The sequence below is a fragment of the Pirellulaceae bacterium genome (genome assembly GCA_029243025.1).
In the GTDB taxonomy this organism is placed as follows: Bacteria; Planctomycetota; Planctomycetia; order Pirellulales; family Pirellulaceae.
In genome coordinates, this window is record JAQWSU010000009.1 from 15,939 (window position 1) to 34,058 (window position 18,120).

General features: G+C 51.1%; 14 protein-coding genes. 9 read left to right on the forward strand and 5 right to left on the reverse strand.

Features of this window, described 5'->3' with window-relative positions:
* The first annotated feature begins 229 nt into the window (after window positions 1–229).
* The 6 genes from P8N76_04205 (at window position 230) to P8N76_04230 (ending at window position 9,256) form a co-directional block, all read left to right on the forward strand.
* Window positions 230–823, forward strand: coding sequence for a sigma-70 family RNA polymerase sigma factor (locus tag P8N76_04205; protein MDG2380852.1), 594 nt, complete (start codon window positions 230–232; stop codon window positions 821–823).
* Window positions 820–2,250 (forward strand): FecR family protein, encoded by a 1,431-nt coding sequence (locus P8N76_04210; GenBank protein MDG2380853.1) that lies wholly within the window; start codon window positions 820–822, stop codon window positions 2,248–2,250. The genes P8N76_04205 and P8N76_04210 overlap by 4 nt, the downstream gene beginning before the upstream one ends.
* A gap of 84 nt (window positions 2,251–2,334) precedes the next feature.
* Entirely contained in the window at window positions 2,335–3,879 is a 1,545-nt protein-coding gene (locus P8N76_04215; GenBank protein ID MDG2380854.1) for a PQQ-binding-like beta-propeller repeat protein, read from the forward strand.
* A 53-nt stretch (window positions 3,880–3,932) separates the two neighbouring features.
* Window positions 3,933–5,255 carry a hypothetical protein gene (locus tag P8N76_04220; protein ID MDG2380855.1) on the forward strand — a complete coding sequence of 441 codons (1,323 nt, stop codon included), beginning with the start codon at window positions 3,933–3,935 and terminating at the stop codon, window positions 5,253–5,255.
* Window positions 5,256–5,338: 83 nt separating this feature from the next.
* A complete protein-coding gene (locus tag P8N76_04225; GenBank protein MDG2380856.1) occupies window positions 5,339–7,948 on the forward strand; it encodes a PSD1 and planctomycete cytochrome C domain-containing protein in 2,610 nt (869 codons plus the stop codon).
* A gap of 30 nt (window positions 7,949–7,978) precedes the next feature.
* Complete coding sequence (locus tag P8N76_04230; GenBank protein ID MDG2380857.1) at window positions 7,979–9,256, forward strand: DUF1501 domain-containing protein; 1,278 nt, start codon at window positions 7,979–7,981, stop codon at window positions 9,254–9,256.
* Window positions 9,257–9,460: 204 nt separating this feature from the next.
* On the opposite strand, the gene P8N76_04235 is transcribed toward P8N76_04230, so the two are convergent.
* The 3 genes from P8N76_04235 to P8N76_04245 all read right to left on the reverse strand — a co-directional run bounded on the left by P8N76_04235 (window position 9,461) and on the right by P8N76_04245 (window position 11,557).
* Window positions 9,461–10,288, reverse strand: a complete 828-nt coding sequence (locus tag P8N76_04235) for a GDSL-type esterase/lipase family protein (protein MDG2380858.1) — start codon at window positions 10,286–10,288, stop codon at window positions 9,461–9,463.
* Window positions 10,289–10,444: 156 nt separating this feature from the next.
* Window positions 10,445–10,804: a redoxin domain-containing protein gene (locus P8N76_04240; GenBank protein MDG2380859.1), complete on the reverse strand. Its 360-nt coding sequence runs from the start codon at window positions 10,802–10,804 to the stop codon at window positions 10,445–10,447.
* 9 nt (window positions 10,805–10,813) lie between these two features.
* Complete coding sequence (locus tag P8N76_04245) at window positions 10,814–11,557, reverse strand: hypothetical protein (GenBank protein MDG2380860.1); 744 nt, start codon at window positions 11,555–11,557, stop codon at window positions 10,814–10,816.
* A 378-nt stretch (window positions 11,558–11,935) separates the two neighbouring features.
* Between P8N76_04245 and msrA the strand changes: the two genes are divergently transcribed.
* Window positions 11,936–12,655 carry a peptide-methionine (S)-S-oxide reductase MsrA gene (msrA, locus tag P8N76_04250; GenBank protein ID MDG2380861.1) on the forward strand — a complete coding sequence of 240 codons (720 nt, stop codon included), beginning with the start codon at window positions 11,936–11,938 and terminating at the stop codon, window positions 12,653–12,655.
* Between the two features lie 81 nt (window positions 12,656–12,736).
* Window positions 12,737–13,276: a peptide-methionine (R)-S-oxide reductase MsrB gene (gene msrB, locus P8N76_04255; protein ID MDG2380862.1), complete on the forward strand. Its 540-nt coding sequence runs from the start codon at window positions 12,737–12,739 to the stop codon at window positions 13,274–13,276.
* Between the two features lie 56 nt (window positions 13,277–13,332).
* Here the strand turns inward: msrB and P8N76_04260 are convergent, their stop codons facing one another.
* On the reverse strand, window positions 13,333–14,553 hold the full coding sequence (locus P8N76_04260; protein ID MDG2380863.1) for a cation:proton antiporter: 1,221 nt from the start codon (window positions 14,551–14,553) through the stop codon (window positions 13,333–13,335).
* Window positions 14,554–14,722: 169 nt separating this feature from the next.
* The gene (locus tag P8N76_04265) at window positions 14,723–16,453 is read right to left on the reverse strand and encodes a hypothetical protein (GenBank protein ID MDG2380864.1); all 1,731 of its coding nucleotides are present in this window, start codon (window positions 16,451–16,453) and stop codon (window positions 14,723–14,725) included.
* 215 nt (window positions 16,454–16,668) lie between these two features.
* On the opposite strand from P8N76_04265, the gene P8N76_04270 reads away from it, so the two are divergent.
* Window positions 16,669–18,099: a pyridoxal-dependent decarboxylase gene (locus P8N76_04270; GenBank protein ID MDG2380865.1), complete on the forward strand. Its 1,431-nt coding sequence runs from the start codon at window positions 16,669–16,671 to the stop codon at window positions 18,097–18,099.
* Window positions 18,100–18,120: the final 21 nt, after the last annotated feature.

The window sequence follows — 18,120 nt, forward strand, 5'->3', positions numbered from 1 at the left end:
GTTCATGTCTTGCATGCTGTTTCCTCGTTGCGTCCGCATCTCCAATCGTGAATGATAGGGATGCTTGCTACGCGATGATTTCCACGATGATTTCCACGAAGCGGGGAACTCCACGTCTTTCACGAGCGACAGGGAGCGAGCGGTCAAGAGTTTGGCAGGTAATACTTATTTTTCTGGGAAAATTTCCACCCAGCGGTAACTTTGGGACGCGATCTGCAATATCTAAGTAATGGAAAATCAATCACCGATCAGTGCCGAGTCGATGGATCAAGACATTTGTCGGGTTTTACAAGGCCAGACGGCTGCATTCGAGCCAATCGTTCGCCGTTTTGAGCGGCCGCTACGAGCGTGGCTTGCGACGCAAGCTCCGCCTGCCGTTGATGTGGATGAGTTGGCCCAACGTAGTTTTGTCGTGGCTTTTTCCAAATTGGCGGAATTTCAACCTGGCACTGATTTTGGCGCTTGGCTGTTTACGATTGCCCGTTTTCAATTAAAAACCGAGCTGACCCGATTGCGACGAATCGCTGACTATCACGCCCGTTTTGCACCCGACCTGCTGCAGAAAGAGCTCGATCGGCGCAGCAGCGAACCGCCGGAACTTCAGCAGCGGCGGCTAGAGTGTTTGGCGGAATGCCTGAATTCATTAGCGGTGCCATTGCGAAATTACATTCGCTGGAGATACGAGGAGGAAATCACACTGGAGGAAATGGCTTCCCGCAGTGGACGATCATTGTCGGCTGTGAAAAAACAGCTTTGGCAGTTGCGAAGACGATTGCAGGAGTGTATCGAGAGCCGGATGGCGAGGGACGGAGGAACCTCATGACGAATGCCAGTCAATTCGAATCGCTCTGGAATAGCTATCTGGAGGGCGAACTCGACGAAGCGGGTATCGCCGAGCTCCAGCAGCTATTTGCATTGGATCATGCGTTGCTCGAAGCGGCTGCAGATAGTTTTCGCACTCATCGGTTGCTCGGATTGAATGCCCAAGATACGGAAGCACGTCACGAGCAATTTGTCGCAGCGACGATGGCAATGCTGCCTCAAGAGCACAATGCATTTGTCAGCCAAGTCATGGAAGACTTGCCGGCAAACAACATGAAACGAGCTGGATCGCATCGCGCGCTCTATCGATCGTTCATGGTGACAGCGGTAGCTGTGGTGGTCTGTGCCGGATTTTTTTTCTCGCGTCCATCATCCGAGATCGCACGTATCACCGGAATCCATGGAAGGGTCCAGTGGACTGGGAAAGGAGGGGTCGTTGAAGAAATGACCCAAGTGGGACGAACGCTGGAGGGTGGCACATTAGAGATGGTATCTGCGGACGCTTGGGTCGATTTGCGGTATCGAGATGATACGACCGTGACGGTTTCCGGGCGATCACTTCTTACCCTTTCAGAGCAGGAACAAAAAATCATTCATCTACGCTATGGAAACCTATCCGCAAACGTTTTGCCGCAGCCAATCGGATGTCCAATGGTTGTGCGGACTCCATCCGCAGATTTGAGTGTGTTGGGAACGCGATTCGATGTGGATGCCCAGCAGGAGGCGACTACTCTACTTGTTTCTGAAGGACGTGTGCGACTGAAACGATCGGGTGATGGTGAAGAAGTCAACGTGATTGCGCAACAGGGAGTGACGGCATCGCTTCAGGATCATCAGGGATTGATTCCCATCGAACGAAAGGCGGCAGTCTCAGCATGGAAGAGCAACCTGAAGTCTGATGTCGTCACTGGAAAGTGGATGTCGGACCTGTCGCGACTTAGCTGGCAACTCAAGAAAGCCGTCGCTGAAGGCCGGATGGATCGAATTCGTGCCTCGGAAGTTTACCGGGATGCTTCGACATTTGACCAAGGCCCCGGAAGTGTCTGGGCGATGCCCACCTCCTTCGGGTCCTTGGTAGTCCTTTCAATCGTTCGAGAAACGACGAGTCCTGTTGTGTTAACGCCAGGAGCCCGCTTCCAGATTCGAGGACGTTTGCTGGATCAATCAGTCGAGGCTGAATTTGGTATCTCTGTAAACAATCCGGGCGGTGGTTTCTCAGGAAAATTTCGTGTTGTCGTTGGCTTGGATGCCGTGCCGATTACCGGAGAACCATTTACACTCGAATTGCCACTCAGTGATTTTTGCGGGGATGAGAAAGTCGGTCTCCGTGAGGCATTAACGGGTAAAGAATTACGCGATTGGTGGTGCGTAACGAAATCAGCTTCGGCGAAGCTCGAGATTCTGAGTGTGGAGCTGATAGAGGAGTGAGCAACGATAAGGCTGCTCAAGCTGCCGTCAATTTTCAGAATTAAAGATGAGTTAACGTTGACTTAACGAAATCGGACAGCCGTAATGAAACGAATTTATCTTACTTGCACACTGATCCTTACTTGCACACTGATCGCCTCAATGGTGTCGCCTCTCTCGGCCGACTTGGACTGGAACCAGTTTCGTGGTCCTCAGGGGGATGGGAAATCAACGGCGAAGAATTTACCCGTCGAATTTGACGAGGCAAAGAACGTCCGATGGAAAACATTGATTCCACTTGAAGGGTGGTCTTCTCCGGTTGTTTGGGAGAACGAAATTTGGGTGACCTCTGGAAGCGATGGGAAGCGAGAACTTCGCGCCATCTGTGTCGATTTGCAAACGGGAGAAATTGTCAAAGATCTCAAGGTTTTCGACATGGTCGAGAGAGTGGTTGATCCCGCCTATGCTTTTGACTCGCCGCATCTGAACAGTCCCGCCACACCGACACCCGTCGTCGAGGATGACTGCGTGTATGTGAGTTTTGGTTCACAGGGGATCGCTTGTCTGAATCGAAAAACAGGTGATAAAATTTGGGAACGTCGAGATCTGCGCATTTATCAACCGGTTCGGCAAGGATCATCACCAATCGTGGACGACAAAAATCTGTATGTTGCTTTCGACGGAACCGATCAGCAGTTTTTCGTGGCGCTCGATAAGGAAACGGGTGAGACGCGTTGGAAGACTAACCGCGATGTTAACACCGATTGGAATGAAACATTGCGTGCGCGTGGGTTTTCACTTAAGAAAGGTGGTAAGCCTAACGATAATAAAAAGTCGTTTGCAACAGCCACATTAATTGAAGTCGATGGCCAGCGGCAACTTATCGCCCCCGCAGCTGAGGCGATGATTTCCTACGACCCGAATACGGGAAAGGAACTCTGGCGTGTACTTCATCCGGGCGGATTCAACGTCGCGGCGAGACCAATTTATGCAAATGGATTGGTCTATGTTTTTACCAGCGGATTGAACAATTATCTGATGGGCATTCGACCCGACGGAACCGGTGACGTGACCGATACCCATGTCGCATGGTCTACGAATAAGGGTACACCCGGGATTCCATCGCCTGTTATCGTGGACGATCTGTTATATATGGTGACGGACAAGGGCGGAATCGTGCGGTGCTTGGCGGCAGAAACGGGTGAACCCGTCTGGAGCAAACGCATCGGCGGGAACCACTGGGCATCGCCCCTTTATGCTGATGGGAAACTCTATTTCTGTGAAAAGGAAGGTGACGTTACCGTCCTGAAGGTTTCGCGAGAACAACCTGAAACGATGGTGACAAATCGGCTTGATGCCAGTTTTGTTGCGTCACCTGCGGTGGCCAACGATTCACTCATTCTGCGCTCAACGACCCACCTGTACTGTCTTGCGAATGGTTACTCGCGAAGCGATCAGGAAGTTGCTGAAGATGTCAAGCCGAGCCTAAGTGTTGTTGACCGTTCGGCAGGTTCAGCACGGTCTCGGCAGGTTCGTCTCGCAAAGCTGAAAACCAAACTAGAAGCGATGGTTCAAGCGGGGACTTTGACTGCGAACGAAGCAGGACAACTGTACGATGCAGCCGAGTCTGCTGAAAAGTATTCCGACTAGGTAATGATCTAAAGTAATCGCGAAAAATGTCTTCATTCAATTCGAGAAAAATCATGAAATCTGCGCCTGTTTTAATCTTCCTTCTTAGTCTCCATTGCTGTTTGCCCACGTTCGCTCAGGAAAAAGATCCGACGATTGATTGGAATGCCGTTTACGAACAACTGTTGAAAGATCCGAAGGCACGAAAGAAGATTGAAGCGAAAGGTGCGAGCAAGGAACAGGTGATTCAGTGGCTTAAGCAACGCCCAAAATCAACGGATGACACTGGCAAGCGAACCGCGACGAATGAGACGCAGCAGCCCATTCAAGATTGGGATGCTGCCTATCAAAAACTGCTTCAGCAAGATCCTGGGGTTCGTGAAAAGATCGAGCGGGGAGATGCGACGAAAGCGGATGTGATTGAGTGGATGAAGCAACAAGCCAAAGGGGAAGGAAAGCAAAAGGCGGATCGAAAAGACGTTCGTCTGGAACAATTTGAAAACAAGCTGCGCGAATTGGTAGATGCGGGAAGACTTACAAAAAAACAGGCGGAAGAACTTCGTAAGACGATGACTGATTCCCGACTCGCAAAAAAAGAAACGGATTGGGATGCGGCTTACGAACAATTTCTGCAGGCCGATCCCGGCGCGAAGGCGAAAGTCGAGAGTGGAAGGGCCACCAAGGAACAGGTCATTGCTTGGTTAAAGGCCAATCGTGGGCAAGCCAATGGAAAGGACAAAGCTGGCAAACGGATGAACAAAACTGGAAATCGGCGTATTCAGAAGGAGGGTGGAGTTGCCAACTTCTACGCGGTTCTGGTGGGACGACTGAAGACCAAAGATATTGAACTGGGGGAGTTCAAGTTGGACGTCGAACACGTTTCTTCGATGTATGGTAACCGATGGATCAAAGGGGAGATCGTGGGGGAGACGGTGCAGATCACCGGCGTTTCTGGCCCCTTACTTGACAAGTTACTGCAAATCAAACCAGGAAAAACGCTGAATGTTCGCGTGGGGAAATACTATCCAGAATCGAAAACGCTCCCGGTTGCTCAGAAGTTCCAAGTCCTTGAAGAGATGCCACCTTTTGAACCAGCCGACTACGGCGTTCCTCCGAAGGATTTCCGCGGTTTTCGAGGACTGCTCCGTGGGGAAATTGTAGAGACCAACGGATATGAAATCTTAATGAAGGTTGAGCAGGTAGAGCGCGTCGCACCAGAGAGCAAGGCTGTTGACGTCATGTCTGGGAAGGGTAAGCGGGTTCGGATTGTCGGCTTGTATACTCATAAAGATGTGTATGACGGACTGCATGTGGGTGACTCGATTCAGGTGGAAGTCAGCCACACCGATCCAAATGATGAAATGAACGTGCTGGACGTTTTGGAAAAAGTTGAATGAAGTTTCGCTCGCCTATCGCTTCTACATCCCTCGCGACTTGAGCTCAAAACGACTAGCCGAACATCGTTGTCGGAAAGAATGTCATGAAATGGTCTGGAATCATCATTGCCAGTTTGATGTTCAACAGCTTCGATGTTGTCACCGCTCAAGATCACCTTCCATCGGCTGATCAGCGTTTTGGAAATCGTTACACGGTTTCCGTGCCAGATTTTCAAAAGCATGTCATACCGTTGCTGGGGCGACTTGGTTGCAATGGGGCGAAATGTCACGGCTCGTTTCAGGGCCAAGGAGGTTTGCGTCTTTCCTTGTTTGGATTCGATTTCCAAGCCGATCACGCAGCACTGCGGGCGGAAGCGTCCTCAGAGCTCGGCAATCGCCTGAACTTAAGTCGACCAGAAGAAAGCTTGCTCGTGCTCAAGCCCACCGAGCAGATCGATCATGGCGGAGGCAAGCGACTTAAAGTTGATTCGTGGGAACACCACTTGCTCTTGCGGTGGATCCAGTCGGGTGGGGCAGGTGCTGAACGAGCAACGGCCGAAAACGTTCGGCCTTCCGAAAAACAGTTTTCCGATAAACAGGTTGCCTTCTTTGAAGAAAAAATTCAGCCGCTATTCGAAAGTCATTGCTTTGAATGTCACGGTCACGGCGATCCAAAGGCAGGATTTCAAGCCATCTCGCGAGAGACGTTGCTGCAAGGCGGGAAATCGGGAGTCGCCGTTGTGCCGGACGATCCTCAGCAAAGTCTCTTGATGCAGGCGGTAAACTACAGCAACGACGATCTCAAAATGCCGCCCAGCGGTAAGCTGAAACCAGGGGAAATTGCGGATCTTGAACAATGGATTCGCATGGGAGTTCCTTGGTCAGATCGCTATGGATCAGCGCCTGTCGAAACGAGTCAAACACTGGTCTCGCTGTACTGTGAGCCTGCAGAGATTGTTTTTCAGCAAACAGGCGATCAGTCCCAAATTCGAATCGTGGCCGAGTGGGAGAGCGGTGAACGCGAGGATGTCACCTGTTTGACTCGCTTTCAGACCAACGATGATGCGGTGGTAAGTGTGGACCCAAGTGGATTAGCGACTGCGGTGGGGCAGGGCGATACGCATGTCATCGCGTTTTATGACAACGGCGTTGTTGCAATTCCTGTCTTACAGCCGTTTCAACATCACCCCTTGTTGAATGCGACTTTGGAACAAACAGACAATCCTTCCGGCCAATCGGTGATCCTACCTATCGATCGTTTGGTCAACGAAAAGCTTGGCAAGCTTGGCCTTCGACCATCGCAGCTCTGTAGCGATGCTGAATTTCTGCGACGCGTCAGCATCGACATGACGGGTACGCTGCCGGCGCCGGACGAGGTTCTGGAGTTTCTGTCGGACTCGACCAAAGACAAACGATCTCAGAAGATCAACGAATTGCTCAAACGCCCCGCCTATGCGGCTTGGTGGGCTAACAAGCTGTGCGACTTTACTGGTTGTAATCCTGCCTCGATTCAAAGTCTGCTGGAAACGGCCACCGAAACTGGCTATGTGAAAGCCTCCGAATGGTATGACTGGATCTTTGATCGGATTGGTCGCAATCAGCCCTATGATGATCTCGTCGCAGGGATCATGTTGGCGCAATTGGCAGAAACAGGCGAGGGGATGCCGTATTTTTGGACTCGCCAGAGTCTCAAGGAGCCCAAGGATACCGCGATGTCGGTGGCACATGCATTTCTCGGTATTCAATTGCAGTGTGCCGAGTGCCATAAGCATCCATTCGATCGCTGGACCCAAACCGATTTTAATGAGTTCGCTCGGTTTTTTGATCCCCTCACGGCCGGTCGCCGGACGGCAGTCGTCGACAATGATCGATCCTTGCGTTTGTTGCGAAGTCATAAGGTGATGCTCCAGGCAGGTGACGATCCCCGCAAACCCATCATGGACTGGCTTCGAGATCCAGCTAATCCCTGGTTCGCGCGCGCGTTTGTCAATCGAGTCTGGGCAGGCTATTTCAACCGGGGGATTGTCGATCCTCCGGATCAATTTACACCGGCGAACCCAGCCAGCAATCCTGCGCTACTGGATTGGCTGACTGCGCAATTTATCGAAAATGGTTTTGATATGAAGTGGTTGCATCGCACGATTGCCAATAGTCGTACCTATCAACGAAGCTGGAAACCCAACGAGACAAATCGAAACGATCGACGAAATTACAGTCGAGCCGTTCCTCGCCGAATACCGGCGGAAGTGGTTTACGATGCGATTAAGCAGGCGACGGCTTCCGACGAAAAACAAGCTCAAGTCAGAATTGATTTGCGGCGCCGTGCCTCAGGACATCTTTCCATGCGGATGGCTGGAACCCATGCGATGAAGGTGTTTGGGAAACCCGATCGATCGCTCAATTGTGATTGTGAACGAGTCAATGCACCGAATTTGCTTCAGTCAATTTTTCTTCAAAATGATCCACTCGTTCGCATGCGGATTGCTGACAGTGAATGGATTATCCAAATCGAAGATGACGAGCAGAAGCAAATATCGATTGAAAAGAATGATTTCGTTGAACAAGCGTGGTTGCGGACCGTAAATCGACCGCCGAGCCCTGCGGAATTCGACCGTTCCTTACGACATATCGATTCCGTCATGACCGTCAGTGAAGGGATCAGCGATCTGATGTGGGCATTGATTAACACGAAAGAATTTCTTTTGAATCATTGAATCCATGTTAATGGAAAGAGTGAAACCAAGATGCGGAATCGAATCAATCGTCGAGAGTTGCTCAAGATCGGTATGCTTGGTACCGGTTTGACACTATCGCAATGGTTGCGAATTCAGGCGGCCGAGCAAACGCCGAAAGAAAAACGTTCTGCCATCTTTATTTTCATGGAAGGCGCGCCGTCTCATCAGGACACCTTCGATATGAAGCCTAACGCGCCGGTTGATATTCGCGGTGCGTTTCAACCGATCGCTACCAATGTGCCGGGTGTGCAGATTTGCGAACAGATGCCCCGATTGGCGGAGCGGGCAAATCGGTTTGCGGTGATTCGTGGGGTCACTCACAGCGTTGCAGATCATGGACTCGCGAAAAAATATTTGTTGACGGGAAATAAACCATCGCAAACCGTCAGTTATCCGGAATACGGTAGCGTCGTTAGTCACGAGCATCCGTCGGCACCCAATTTGCCTACCTATGTTTCAATTGATGAGTCGTTTGTCGGACCGGGGTATCTTGGTGCTCAATACAGCGCTCTGACTGCAGAGAAACCTCGTCACGGCATCGCCTACAAGGTGCGGGGAGTTTCTCTGGAGGAAGGGCTCTCTGTGGCGAAATATCGATCGCAGAAACAACTCCTTGAGGATCTTGATCTGACGTTTCGAGGTTTTGAAGATTTAGACGATCAGGTACGTGGGATGGATCGCTTTACGGAGCAGGCTTATGACATTATCAGCTCACCTCAGACACGCGCCGCCTTTGATTTGTCTCAAGAAAAAACGACGGAGAGTGACCGGTTTGGAAAACATGAGTTTGGCCAATCGATGTTGCTTGCCGCGCGACTAATTGAAGCGGGCGTGCATTTTGTTACGGTCCGATTGCGACCCGCTGATTTTGATTTTGATACGCATTCGGATAATTTCCCCAGGCTGCAACGTCTTTTGCCACCGTTTGATCGCGGCTTGGCCGCGCTGCTTGATCGCCTTGAGGAACGAGGCATGTTGAGCACGACGGCCATTCTTGCCTGTGGTGAGTTTGGTCGCACGCCGAAAATCAATCCTGCCGGAGGCCGTGACCATTGGGCGAGAGCCATGTGTGCGGTGATGGCTGGCGGTGATGTTCGAGGCGGTCGAGCGATTGGTGAAACGGACGACACTGCGGCGGAACCTAAGTCGGTCGGATTTTCGCCCGATGATCTTGCCGCGTCGTTTTATCAAAACATTGGAATTTCTTCTGATCGCGAGTTTCAAACGAATGTCGGTCGCCCGATCATGCTGTTGCGAGAGGGACGTCCGATCGCTGAGCTCTTTTAACGGTTGGCAAACACGCGAACTGCGCCATGCATTGCAAAGGCTCAACGTCTCGAAAGGGGACGCCGGATTGCGACTTGCAACGACAGCCTGGAGTCATCGCTTGCTGCGGAATAGCTCAGTGAAATGAGGGTTCGCACGCTCTTAATTCGCCATCTTGCATCGCGGCTTGGCTGATCCGTAGCGTAGCGAAGCCGCAATAGCTGATCAGGAATCGGATTGCTTAGCCGGATCGGCCAGCAGTTGCTTGAGCATCGGTTTAATTGCATTCGCCCAGGCGTCGGCACCAGCCGGACTAGGGTGTAGCAAGTCCCACATTAGATTGGTGTTGAGGGTGCCATCCGATCGCAGAAAAATCTGATTAATGTCGAGCCAGAAGACTTGTCGGTTGTCTGCGAGTTGCTTCGTCAATTCGCCGGCGCGACGACACGTTTCGATGCACTGAGCCGAAGAATGAAAGATCGGCGGACTGATACCCTGCTCGTTGTCGCCGCCGCGTGGGAAAATTCGCAGGATGAGAATCTTAGTCGTTGGATGTTTCTGTTGAATGAGTTCGACAATGGCCTTCGTACCGGCGAAAATCTCTTTGGCGGTGTGGACGGTCTTGAAATGTCGGTCATCGCTGTTGTTTGTGCCGATCAACAAGACGGCGACCTTGGGAGATTGCTTAAAGTCTAACTCCCCATTTTGAAGATTCCAAAGAATCTGCTCAGTTCGGTAACCGCTATAGCCAAGATTTATTGCCTTGAGCGGCGCAAAATGTTTTTTCCACACGGCTTTCATCGGTGCATATTTACCACCGAAGTCACCCACCGTATGAGTGATAGAATCACCAATCAACGCTACGTCGTAGTCGCCACTCTTCACCGCAGCAACTTTCTGCGTGTGACGCTCACTCGGTGACGGTTGTGGAACGTTGGCCGCACCAGGCCGAATTGCGTCCTGCGACATTCCTGTCATAAGGAATGTCGAAATCGATAACAAAAAAACCAGGATTCGAATAGCGCGGGGTTGTCGGTGGCTCAAGCTTCTCATGAATTACAGTCCTCTCAGCTAAAACTGGCAAGTTAATCTGATTGCGTCTCCAAGGGTAGCGACGTCATGGACGTGTTGCCAACACGATGCGTGAATGGTCGAAACAAACGTTTGCCATGACGGCAATTCATTTGATGCCACTTCTTGCCCGATCCATCACTCCGAATCGAGTTCCTGCGAAGCATTTCCTTCTGCCAGCAGTTCTTCAAGGTGCTTCGCCATGATTTCTTGTCCGCCTGCTCCTTGCCAATCGAGTTCGCCATACCACCAGTAACGGATACGACCTTGCTTGTCGATTAAATAGACGCTGGGCCAAATCGAATTTCCCCATTCATTCCAGATTTGCTTTTCATTGTCGACGACAATTGGAAAGCGAAACGCCGCTTCTTCCACTTTGGCTCGAACTCGTCTGATTTCGCTTTCACTGGAGGTCTCAGGAGTATGAACTCCCAAGACGACCAATCCCTGATCTCCATAAGTTTTGTCCCAACCCTTGTACCAAGGGTAGTTGCGAATGCAATTGATTCAGCCGAAGGCCCAGAAATGCAACGCCACCACTTTTCCGCGAAGCTCGGAGAGCTCCAGTGGGGGGGAATTGATCCAAACACCGTCCTCAGACAGATGGGGTGCTCGAAAGGCAACCTTGCCAAGTTGCCGTATGTCGAAACTGCGACCTACAAGCGCTACCAGGGTTTCTTTCTGTTTGTCGTCGATTGCTGACAGAATCTGTCGCTGCAATTCGGTCTGGGCTTTTGCCGCAGCTTGGTTTGCAGTAGTAAGAGTTTGCTTGCCTTCTGTCATTTGCTTTTGAATTTGACGTACTGCTTGTTGCGATTCATTGATGAGTCCCTGGATCTCTTCTTTCTGATTCGCTGTAAGCTCTAATGCTTTGGCCGCCTCGTCAGTAAGAACAAAGGGAATCCCTCGCACTCGATATTTGATTTGCCGGAGTCGATTTAGTTGATCTTTTGTAAACAGATTTTCCAAGGCCTGATCCGTTTGGGCGATAGCTCTTCGCACCGAGGCTTGAGCCGTCTCAGCTGCCTTGTTTCTCGACGCCAATAGGCTCCCGTCGAGCTTTTCATTCAAATTTCTTAGTTTTTTGAGCTGGAGGTCGCTAAGTTTCAGATCGCGGTGGACCGCCGGTTCACGCAATAAAAAAAGCAGTGAGTTTGGCATTGTGGCATAGTTCGTGACGTTTTGTGCAAATGCAATCGTTGCGGAAAAACTAAACCACATAATGAACGCAACGAATAATTTTTGGTGCATTCGACTCTCCCCGGGTGTTTGTAAAAGGATTGCGCCTTCGAACGAATTTCCCTAAAAGTTACTCACCTGATAGGCTGAAGAGTATACCAAGCTCGTTACATGATTAGAGGGTGATTGTTATTTGCACGAAGTCACGTTTTTTGTTTTTCTCCGATCGAAAACCCCTAACTCAAAGTCGAGACGGAGGCAGAGTTGATAAGGGATTCTGCGATCCGCGTAATTTGGGATGACTGTCGAGGAAAGGTTTTGGTTCTCATTCCCAGGTGAGTTGCCTAAACTAAAGAGTCCCAAAAGGTTGACAAAAAACCTATATTTCGGACAGTCAACGAAAGATCAGAAAACAGAAAAGATCGGTCCCCCATTGGGAGAATGTTAGCCATGCCACTGCAACGGATGATCTTGCCCTTTAGCTGCTTTCTGATAATTGCATGTTTGGTGTTGTCGGTCCGTGCCCAAAGCGGCGTGCATCGCAACACGACCAATCAGCTAGAATCGACATTCAGAGATCTCGAGCGAAGTGGAATCGATGGAGATGATAAAACGAATCGTGACCCGGGAAAACTGGCCGTTGCGACTTTCGGGAACGGTTGCTATTGGTGCACCGAAGCGATCTTTGAACAGTTAAAAGGAGTCAAGACGGTTACATCTGGGTTTTCGGGCGGCGTCGTCCCGAATCCAACCTACAAGCAAGTTCTCACCGGGAGGACCGGGCATGCCGAAGTTGTCCAGATTGAGTACGATCCAGATGAGATTTCTTTCGCGCGTTTGCTAGAAGCATTTTGGTTGTCGCACGATCCGACGACGCTGAATCGACAGGGACCGGATGTAGGAACGCAGTACCGGTCTGCCGTGTTTTACCATGATGATCGCCAGCGCGAAGCGGCTGAACGATTCAAGGCAGAGTTGAATAAGTCGAAAGCATTCCGTAAGCCAATCGTGACTGAGGTGACGAAATTTCAAGCGTTCTATCCGGCCCAAGCCTATCACCAAGACTACTTTGAAAACAACGGTCGACAGCCCTACTGCCAGTTTCATATTCGCCCCAAACTCAAGAAATTTAAACGAGTTTTTCGCGAACACCTTGAATTAAAACAGTAACAAGAATCAACGGGAAAGGGGACGAAAGCGGCCTAGCGATCTTGAATCATTCCGTTTCGGCGTCAAGCTTGGAGGATCTGAATGTTACGAAAACGAAAATCACCAATGTGTCTCTTCGGTTTATTCGCTTGCTTGGCAACAGTGTCCGCGGTTCGAGGCGAATCGGGCACGGTGGAAACCAAGGAACCCAAGAAGATTGTCAAAACAGATGCGCAGTGGCGAAAGCAGCTGACTCGGATGCAGTACAAAGTGACACGAAAGGCGGGAACGGAGCGCGCTTTCAGTGGAAAGTACTGGAACAATAAAGCAGATGGCAGTTACCTGTGTGTGTGTTGTGACGAGCCTTTGTTTGCTTCGCAGACCAAATTCAAATCAGGTACAGGGTGGCCCAGTTTTTACGCTCCGATCGAAAAGAAACAGGTTGAGGAACGGCTTGACCGCGGTTTCTTTTCAGTCCGAACGGAAGTGGTCTGTCGACGATGTGATGCGCATCTTGGTCACGTCTTCTCGGATGGCCCTCGTCCGACAGGACTTCGGTACTGTATAAACTCCGTTGCGTTGAAGTTTGAGTCGAACGGCAAGGAGTCGTCGGATAAGAAGAGCAGTGCTGATAAAAAGTGATGCCAAGCTGAAATGTCGTGATTTACTGCTGAGGGGGACTGTCAAGTTGCGGCTCATCACAGCACGTTGTTTCGAGCAGCGAGTCGCTTGACGTAGAGCTTGGTGAATGGCAAGGCTGACAGACCGTGTGCAACAATGCTCAACGCGACCGTCCAAGTGACGACGTCAGTCAGTCTGGTTGCCCCGGGGAGTTCTTGGCCGATCACAAGCACAATGAATACGATGCTGGCTAAACCTCGTGGGCCGAACCAGCCCACGAATAGCTTGGTATCCCAACGCATTGCTACGCCCGACAGGCAAAGTAGAACGGGTAGGATTCGCACAATGGTCAGACTCAAAATTGCGTAGAGAATCGTTTGCCAACTGATCTGTTGGAGTGCTTGCCCAAACACAACAGCGCCGAACGCGAACCAAGTGAGCATCGACATCACGCTGCCAGCTCCCTCAGCTCCGTTTAGCACTTCTGCCTTGACCTGGTGTTTTTGGGTGAGTCTACCGAAGACGAGTCCGCCAACGAACGAACTGATGAAACCGCTACCCCCCAGCCACTGAGACAGGCCGAAGCAACACATTGCCATGGCGACGACGGGGATTTGAACCCAGGCGCCGCTGAGCCAATTAGCGGCGTAAGCTCGTTGCAGCGAAAAACTGCCAACCATTGCCAGCGCGACACCAACCACGGTGCCAATTCCGATTGCTTCCAGGGTCAGCCGGATGATCAGCGATAAGGGAGCACCGTCCACGGATCCGGAGGCACAGGCCAAAAAAAATAGCAAAACGGGGACACAAATGCCATCGTTCAGGCCGCTTTCTACATTTAGACTTGCACGTACCGAGTCTGGGACTGCTTTGTTGGTAACGACAGCCTGTCCGAGGGCTGCATCTGTGGGGGCCAGCATCGTTGCCAGCAAGGCCAACTCGAAGATCGTTAGTTCGTCAAAGATCAGATAGCCAGTGCCGAACCCAGCCACGATCGTCAACGGTAAACCGATCAGGAGCAGCCGGGTCGGAATTCTCTCAATCCGTTTTAGGACGGCTAAATCCGCATTGGCCGAATCCGAAAAAAGGACCAGTGCCAAAGTGAACTCGGCCAATCTTCGGATTCCTTCTCCATTAATATTTAGTTCGACAAGCTGTAGGCCGTATGAGCCAAAAGCCAGACCCACGAACAAATAGATCACCGGGCCATTGACGGGGGTCTTTTCCAAACGCGATGCAAGCAGGCTATAAAAGAAAGCAAATGCCGCCAGAACGGTAAGGACTTGGTATTCCGACATGGATTAGTCAGTCTCAGGGAGAGCACAGGCTGTTGGAGCTGGCAGGAAAATGCGATTTGCGTCGAATGCCGTCTTGCGTATTGGCCTCGAAAGCGATGAAAGCCTTTTTCTCCGTCCATCACAGAACATTGCTTCTTGGAAAACGCCAAAGGACCGTGCTGGATACTTTTCAATTGAGCTGTTTGTTCAACCATTGCCGTAGGTCACGCCGTGCCGAACTAGGACGCAACACCCACTGATCATTGTGATTTCTAAAGCCTGTTGATTGCACGATAAATCGGTTTGAGTTGGGTACCGAATCGAAGTAGTCTCGAAGCTGTTGCTGCGTGGCCCCAGATTCCGTACAGACAAATTGGTGTCGATTTCCTAGTCGATTGAGGCGAATGCGTGCAGATGTCCGGTCGCTGCCCGGATAAGGCCAGGATGATTTCACACCATCGTAGTGACTGTAACAGATGAAAGCGCGCCATCGAGACGCGATTTGGTCATTCGCGAGCCCCAAATAGTTGCAGGCGATGGAACCCCTGGAAAAGCCGGTCAAAACGATGCGATCAGCGTCTCCGCCCCAACTTTGTACGACTTGATCAATGGCTTCTTCAAGAAATTGAAGGGACGTTTCAGTGCCAAAGGACGGTGGGGTTCCCCACCAAGTTTGAGCAATGTTTTCCCCCGCTGCGTCCAGAAACGGAACCACCAGCCAAATTGCATCCTGCCCCCCTGTGAGGCCGTATCCCAGACTGGCGTCCTCTACCTTTCCCGTACACCGATCACCAAACTGATTTTGATAGCCGCCATTTCCTGGCATCTCGACGATCACGGGGTAGCTTTGCCCCTTTCGCCAATTCGTTGGCAAATACAGGGAGGCAAACAGCTGTGGATGCGGGAACGATTTACAGGATAAGCGGACGCGTCTTCCTGGATTTGGAGCCCGGTCGACCAAAGCGGGGACGACTAAATCCTCCGGTACGGCTCGGATATCTCCGTTGGTCTTAACCGTTTGGACTGGGATGAGTCGCAGTTGTCGAAAATCACCGACCGCTCCGTGGGGCTTGTGAATGGCTTTTAAATGGAAGCGAAGATTATTTGCGGCTGGCAGTTTGATGGTTCCGTTTCCAACGCGTCGCCAAATGAATCTCTGGAAATGTCCCGTTTCGATGACGTCAAATTCCAATGCCTGGTCGCCGATTTCGCAGACTACCCGACTGCCACCCATGCCGGCACCGCACCCCTGCAGCACTTCCAATCGGTAGATGCCTGCCCGTGGTGTCGAAAAATTCCAACTTGCCGAATCTGTTATCTCTGCCCAATACCCAACCGTATCTTTAAAAGTTTGAGGCTCGAATCGTAGCTTGCTGCCGGAGGTCGTCGCCTCTCTTGCCGGAAATACGATCGAACCATTTGTTGCGGGTTGAATCACCTTGGGGCCTGTTCGTCCGTTGAACGGGGAACCGAATTGCAGCCAAACTTGAATGGATTCGGCTTGTTGCAGATTCTTGGGGATCGGAATTCGCCATTCCGTTAGCTCCGGTTGTATATCGGTGTATTCCCATGATTCGGGAGCATTGGCTCGACCCACCAAAACGGTTCGGACGACATGGAACAGGCGTGGGATTACTAATTGATTCGCTGCTGGCCGCGTGTCCGCCTTGATTTGTAGCCAATCATCTATGGTTACCACGCGCTGGGCGCCGATGGGCCATGGAACTGACTGGGCCTTGGGGAGACTCGCGATCGGAAAAGTTGACGGCAACCAGACCTCACCCAAGAGTTCTGAGGTTGAGATCATACTGACCACGAACGCGATGATCATGATCCAGAAAATCTTTGTTTCTTCGATCGCGCGAGCCTCGAGGGACTCCGACGCCGGATTGGAGGTGAGAGCTGGTAAGAAATTTGTCATGAACGGTGCTTTCTGTCGGAAACGGATCACCGAGCCTTTGATGTCGGCTGCAAAATTGCTCGACGAATCGGTCACGACTTGTAAAGAACGGTCTGCAGACAATAGATTTGTCTTATTCGGGGTGAATGATTAGAGACTATTGTGCGCTGTTGCTCGGATTTCCGCTACGCGCAACAGAAAATAGATGCAATCGGTAAACTGACTTGGAGAGATTTATGTCGTCCTTGGAGCAGGCCTTTGATTCCACCGCCTTTCGTGAGCTGGGCCATCGACTGGTCGATCGATTAGCAGATCATTTACAGGTGACTCAGCAAGCCAACGAAAATCGTGTGATTTCGTGGCAAGATCCCGCAGAAAGTCTGGCGTGCTGGGAAAACCTCGATCGCTCGGATGACGTAATGGATCTTTTCGAACAAGTGATTCAGCAATCCATTCATTTACACCACCCTCGCTATGTGGGTCATCAGATTAGTCCTGCCCTGCCTGTATCGGCACTCGCTGGATTACTCGTTGATTTGCTCAACAATGGGATGGGGGTTTACGAGATGGGTATGGCGGGTACCGCAATCGAACATGTCGTTGTCAAGCTGACCGCTCGGCAACTCGGATTTCCGACGACTGCGGGCGGCTTTCTCACTTCCGGTGGATCTCTAGCGAATCTGACCGGCTTGCTGGCGGCTAGGCAAAGTCGGTTGCAAGACGGTGGAGATGATTCTTCCTTGGCGGTGATGGTTTCTGCTGAGGCGCATCATTGCGTGTTGCGAGCTGCAACGATCATGGGGTTGGGCGAAGAGGGGATCGTGCAGGTTCCCAGTAATGCAAAATATCAGATGGAAGTCGATCAGTTGGAACGACTTCATCAAGAGGCGGCGGGCAGAGGATACGAGGTGATGGCGATAGTGGGCAACGCTTGTACGACCTCGACAGGTTCGTTCGATGACCTTGCTGCGATCGGCGCATACTGCCAACGTCATCGGCTATGGTTTCATGTTGATGGCGCGCACGGCGCCGCGATGGCTTTCTCCGAAAAATACTGTGATAAGCTGGCTGGGATTGAATTGGCAGATTCCGTGACGCTGGATTTTCACAAGATGTTGTTAACACCTGCATTGCTCAGTGCATTGATATTTCGGGAAGAGTCGAATAGTTTTGACACCTTTCGTCAAACGGCAGATTATCTCTGGTCACAAAATGCAGGTCGCGACGAAGCGGAATGGTTTAGTCTCGCGAAGCGAACATTTGAGTGCACCAAGTCAATGATGGGATTGAAAATCTATAGCCTGCTTAAAGCACATGGCGTTGAAATTCTCGATGAGAACGTTACACGACTTGTTGATCTGACAAGGCAGTTTGCGCGCCTAATCGAGCAGCACGCGAGTTTCGAAATCGCCGTGCAGCCCGAGGCCAATATTGTTTGTTTTCGATACGTAGCGGATGTTCCCTCGAGTGACTTATCTCGTCTCAATGAGAAAATTCGCGAGTCAGTCACCCAGCAAGGTCGCTTTTTTATCGTGCAGACCACGCTGCAGGACGAGGTCTGGTTGCGGACAACCCTTGCCAATCCGTTGACAACCAAACAGGATTTAGAGGAGCTGCTCGAGCACATTGATCAATCAGCAAACTGCTTGCTAAGCCGTCTCCCATGAAACCTCGTAGGTACGTCGTGC

Coding starts and splice junctions, on each gene's coding strand:
- P8N76_04270 (MDG2380865.1), top strand. CDS start 16,669: ATGTCGTCCTTGGAGCAGGCCTTTGATTCCACCGCCTTTCGTGAGCTG.
- P8N76_04205 (MDG2380852.1), top strand. CDS start 230: ATGGAAAATCAATCACCGATCAGTGCCGAGTCGATGGATCAAGACATT.
- P8N76_04215 (MDG2380854.1), top strand. CDS start 2,335: ATGAAACGAATTTATCTTACTTGCACACTGATCCTTACTTGCACACTG.
- msrB (MDG2380862.1), top strand. CDS start 12,737: ATGTTACGAAAACGAAAATCACCAATGTGTCTCTTCGGTTTATTCGCT.
- P8N76_04235 (MDG2380858.1), bottom strand. CDS start 10,288: ATGAGAAGCTTGAGCCACCGACAACCCCGCGCTATTCGAATCCTGGTT.
- P8N76_04210 (MDG2380853.1), top strand. CDS start 820: ATGACGAATGCCAGTCAATTCGAATCGCTCTGGAATAGCTATCTGGAG.
- P8N76_04265 (MDG2380864.1), bottom strand. CDS start 16,453: ATGACAAATTTCTTACCAGCTCTCACCTCCAATCCGGCGTCGGAGTCC.
- P8N76_04260 (MDG2380863.1), bottom strand. CDS start 14,553: ATGTCGGAATACCAAGTCCTTACCGTTCTGGCGGCATTTGCTTTCTTT.
- P8N76_04225 (MDG2380856.1), top strand. CDS start 5,339: ATGAAATGGTCTGGAATCATCATTGCCAGTTTGATGTTCAACAGCTTC.
- P8N76_04230 (MDG2380857.1), top strand. CDS start 7,979: ATGCGGAATCGAATCAATCGTCGAGAGTTGCTCAAGATCGGTATGCTT.
- P8N76_04220 (MDG2380855.1), top strand. CDS start 3,933: ATGAAATCTGCGCCTGTTTTAATCTTCCTTCTTAGTCTCCATTGCTGT.
- msrA (MDG2380861.1), top strand. CDS start 11,936: ATGCCACTGCAACGGATGATCTTGCCCTTTAGCTGCTTTCTGATAATT.
- P8N76_04245 (MDG2380860.1), bottom strand. CDS start 11,557: ATGCACCAAAAATTATTCGTTGCGTTCATTATGTGGTTTAGTTTTTCC.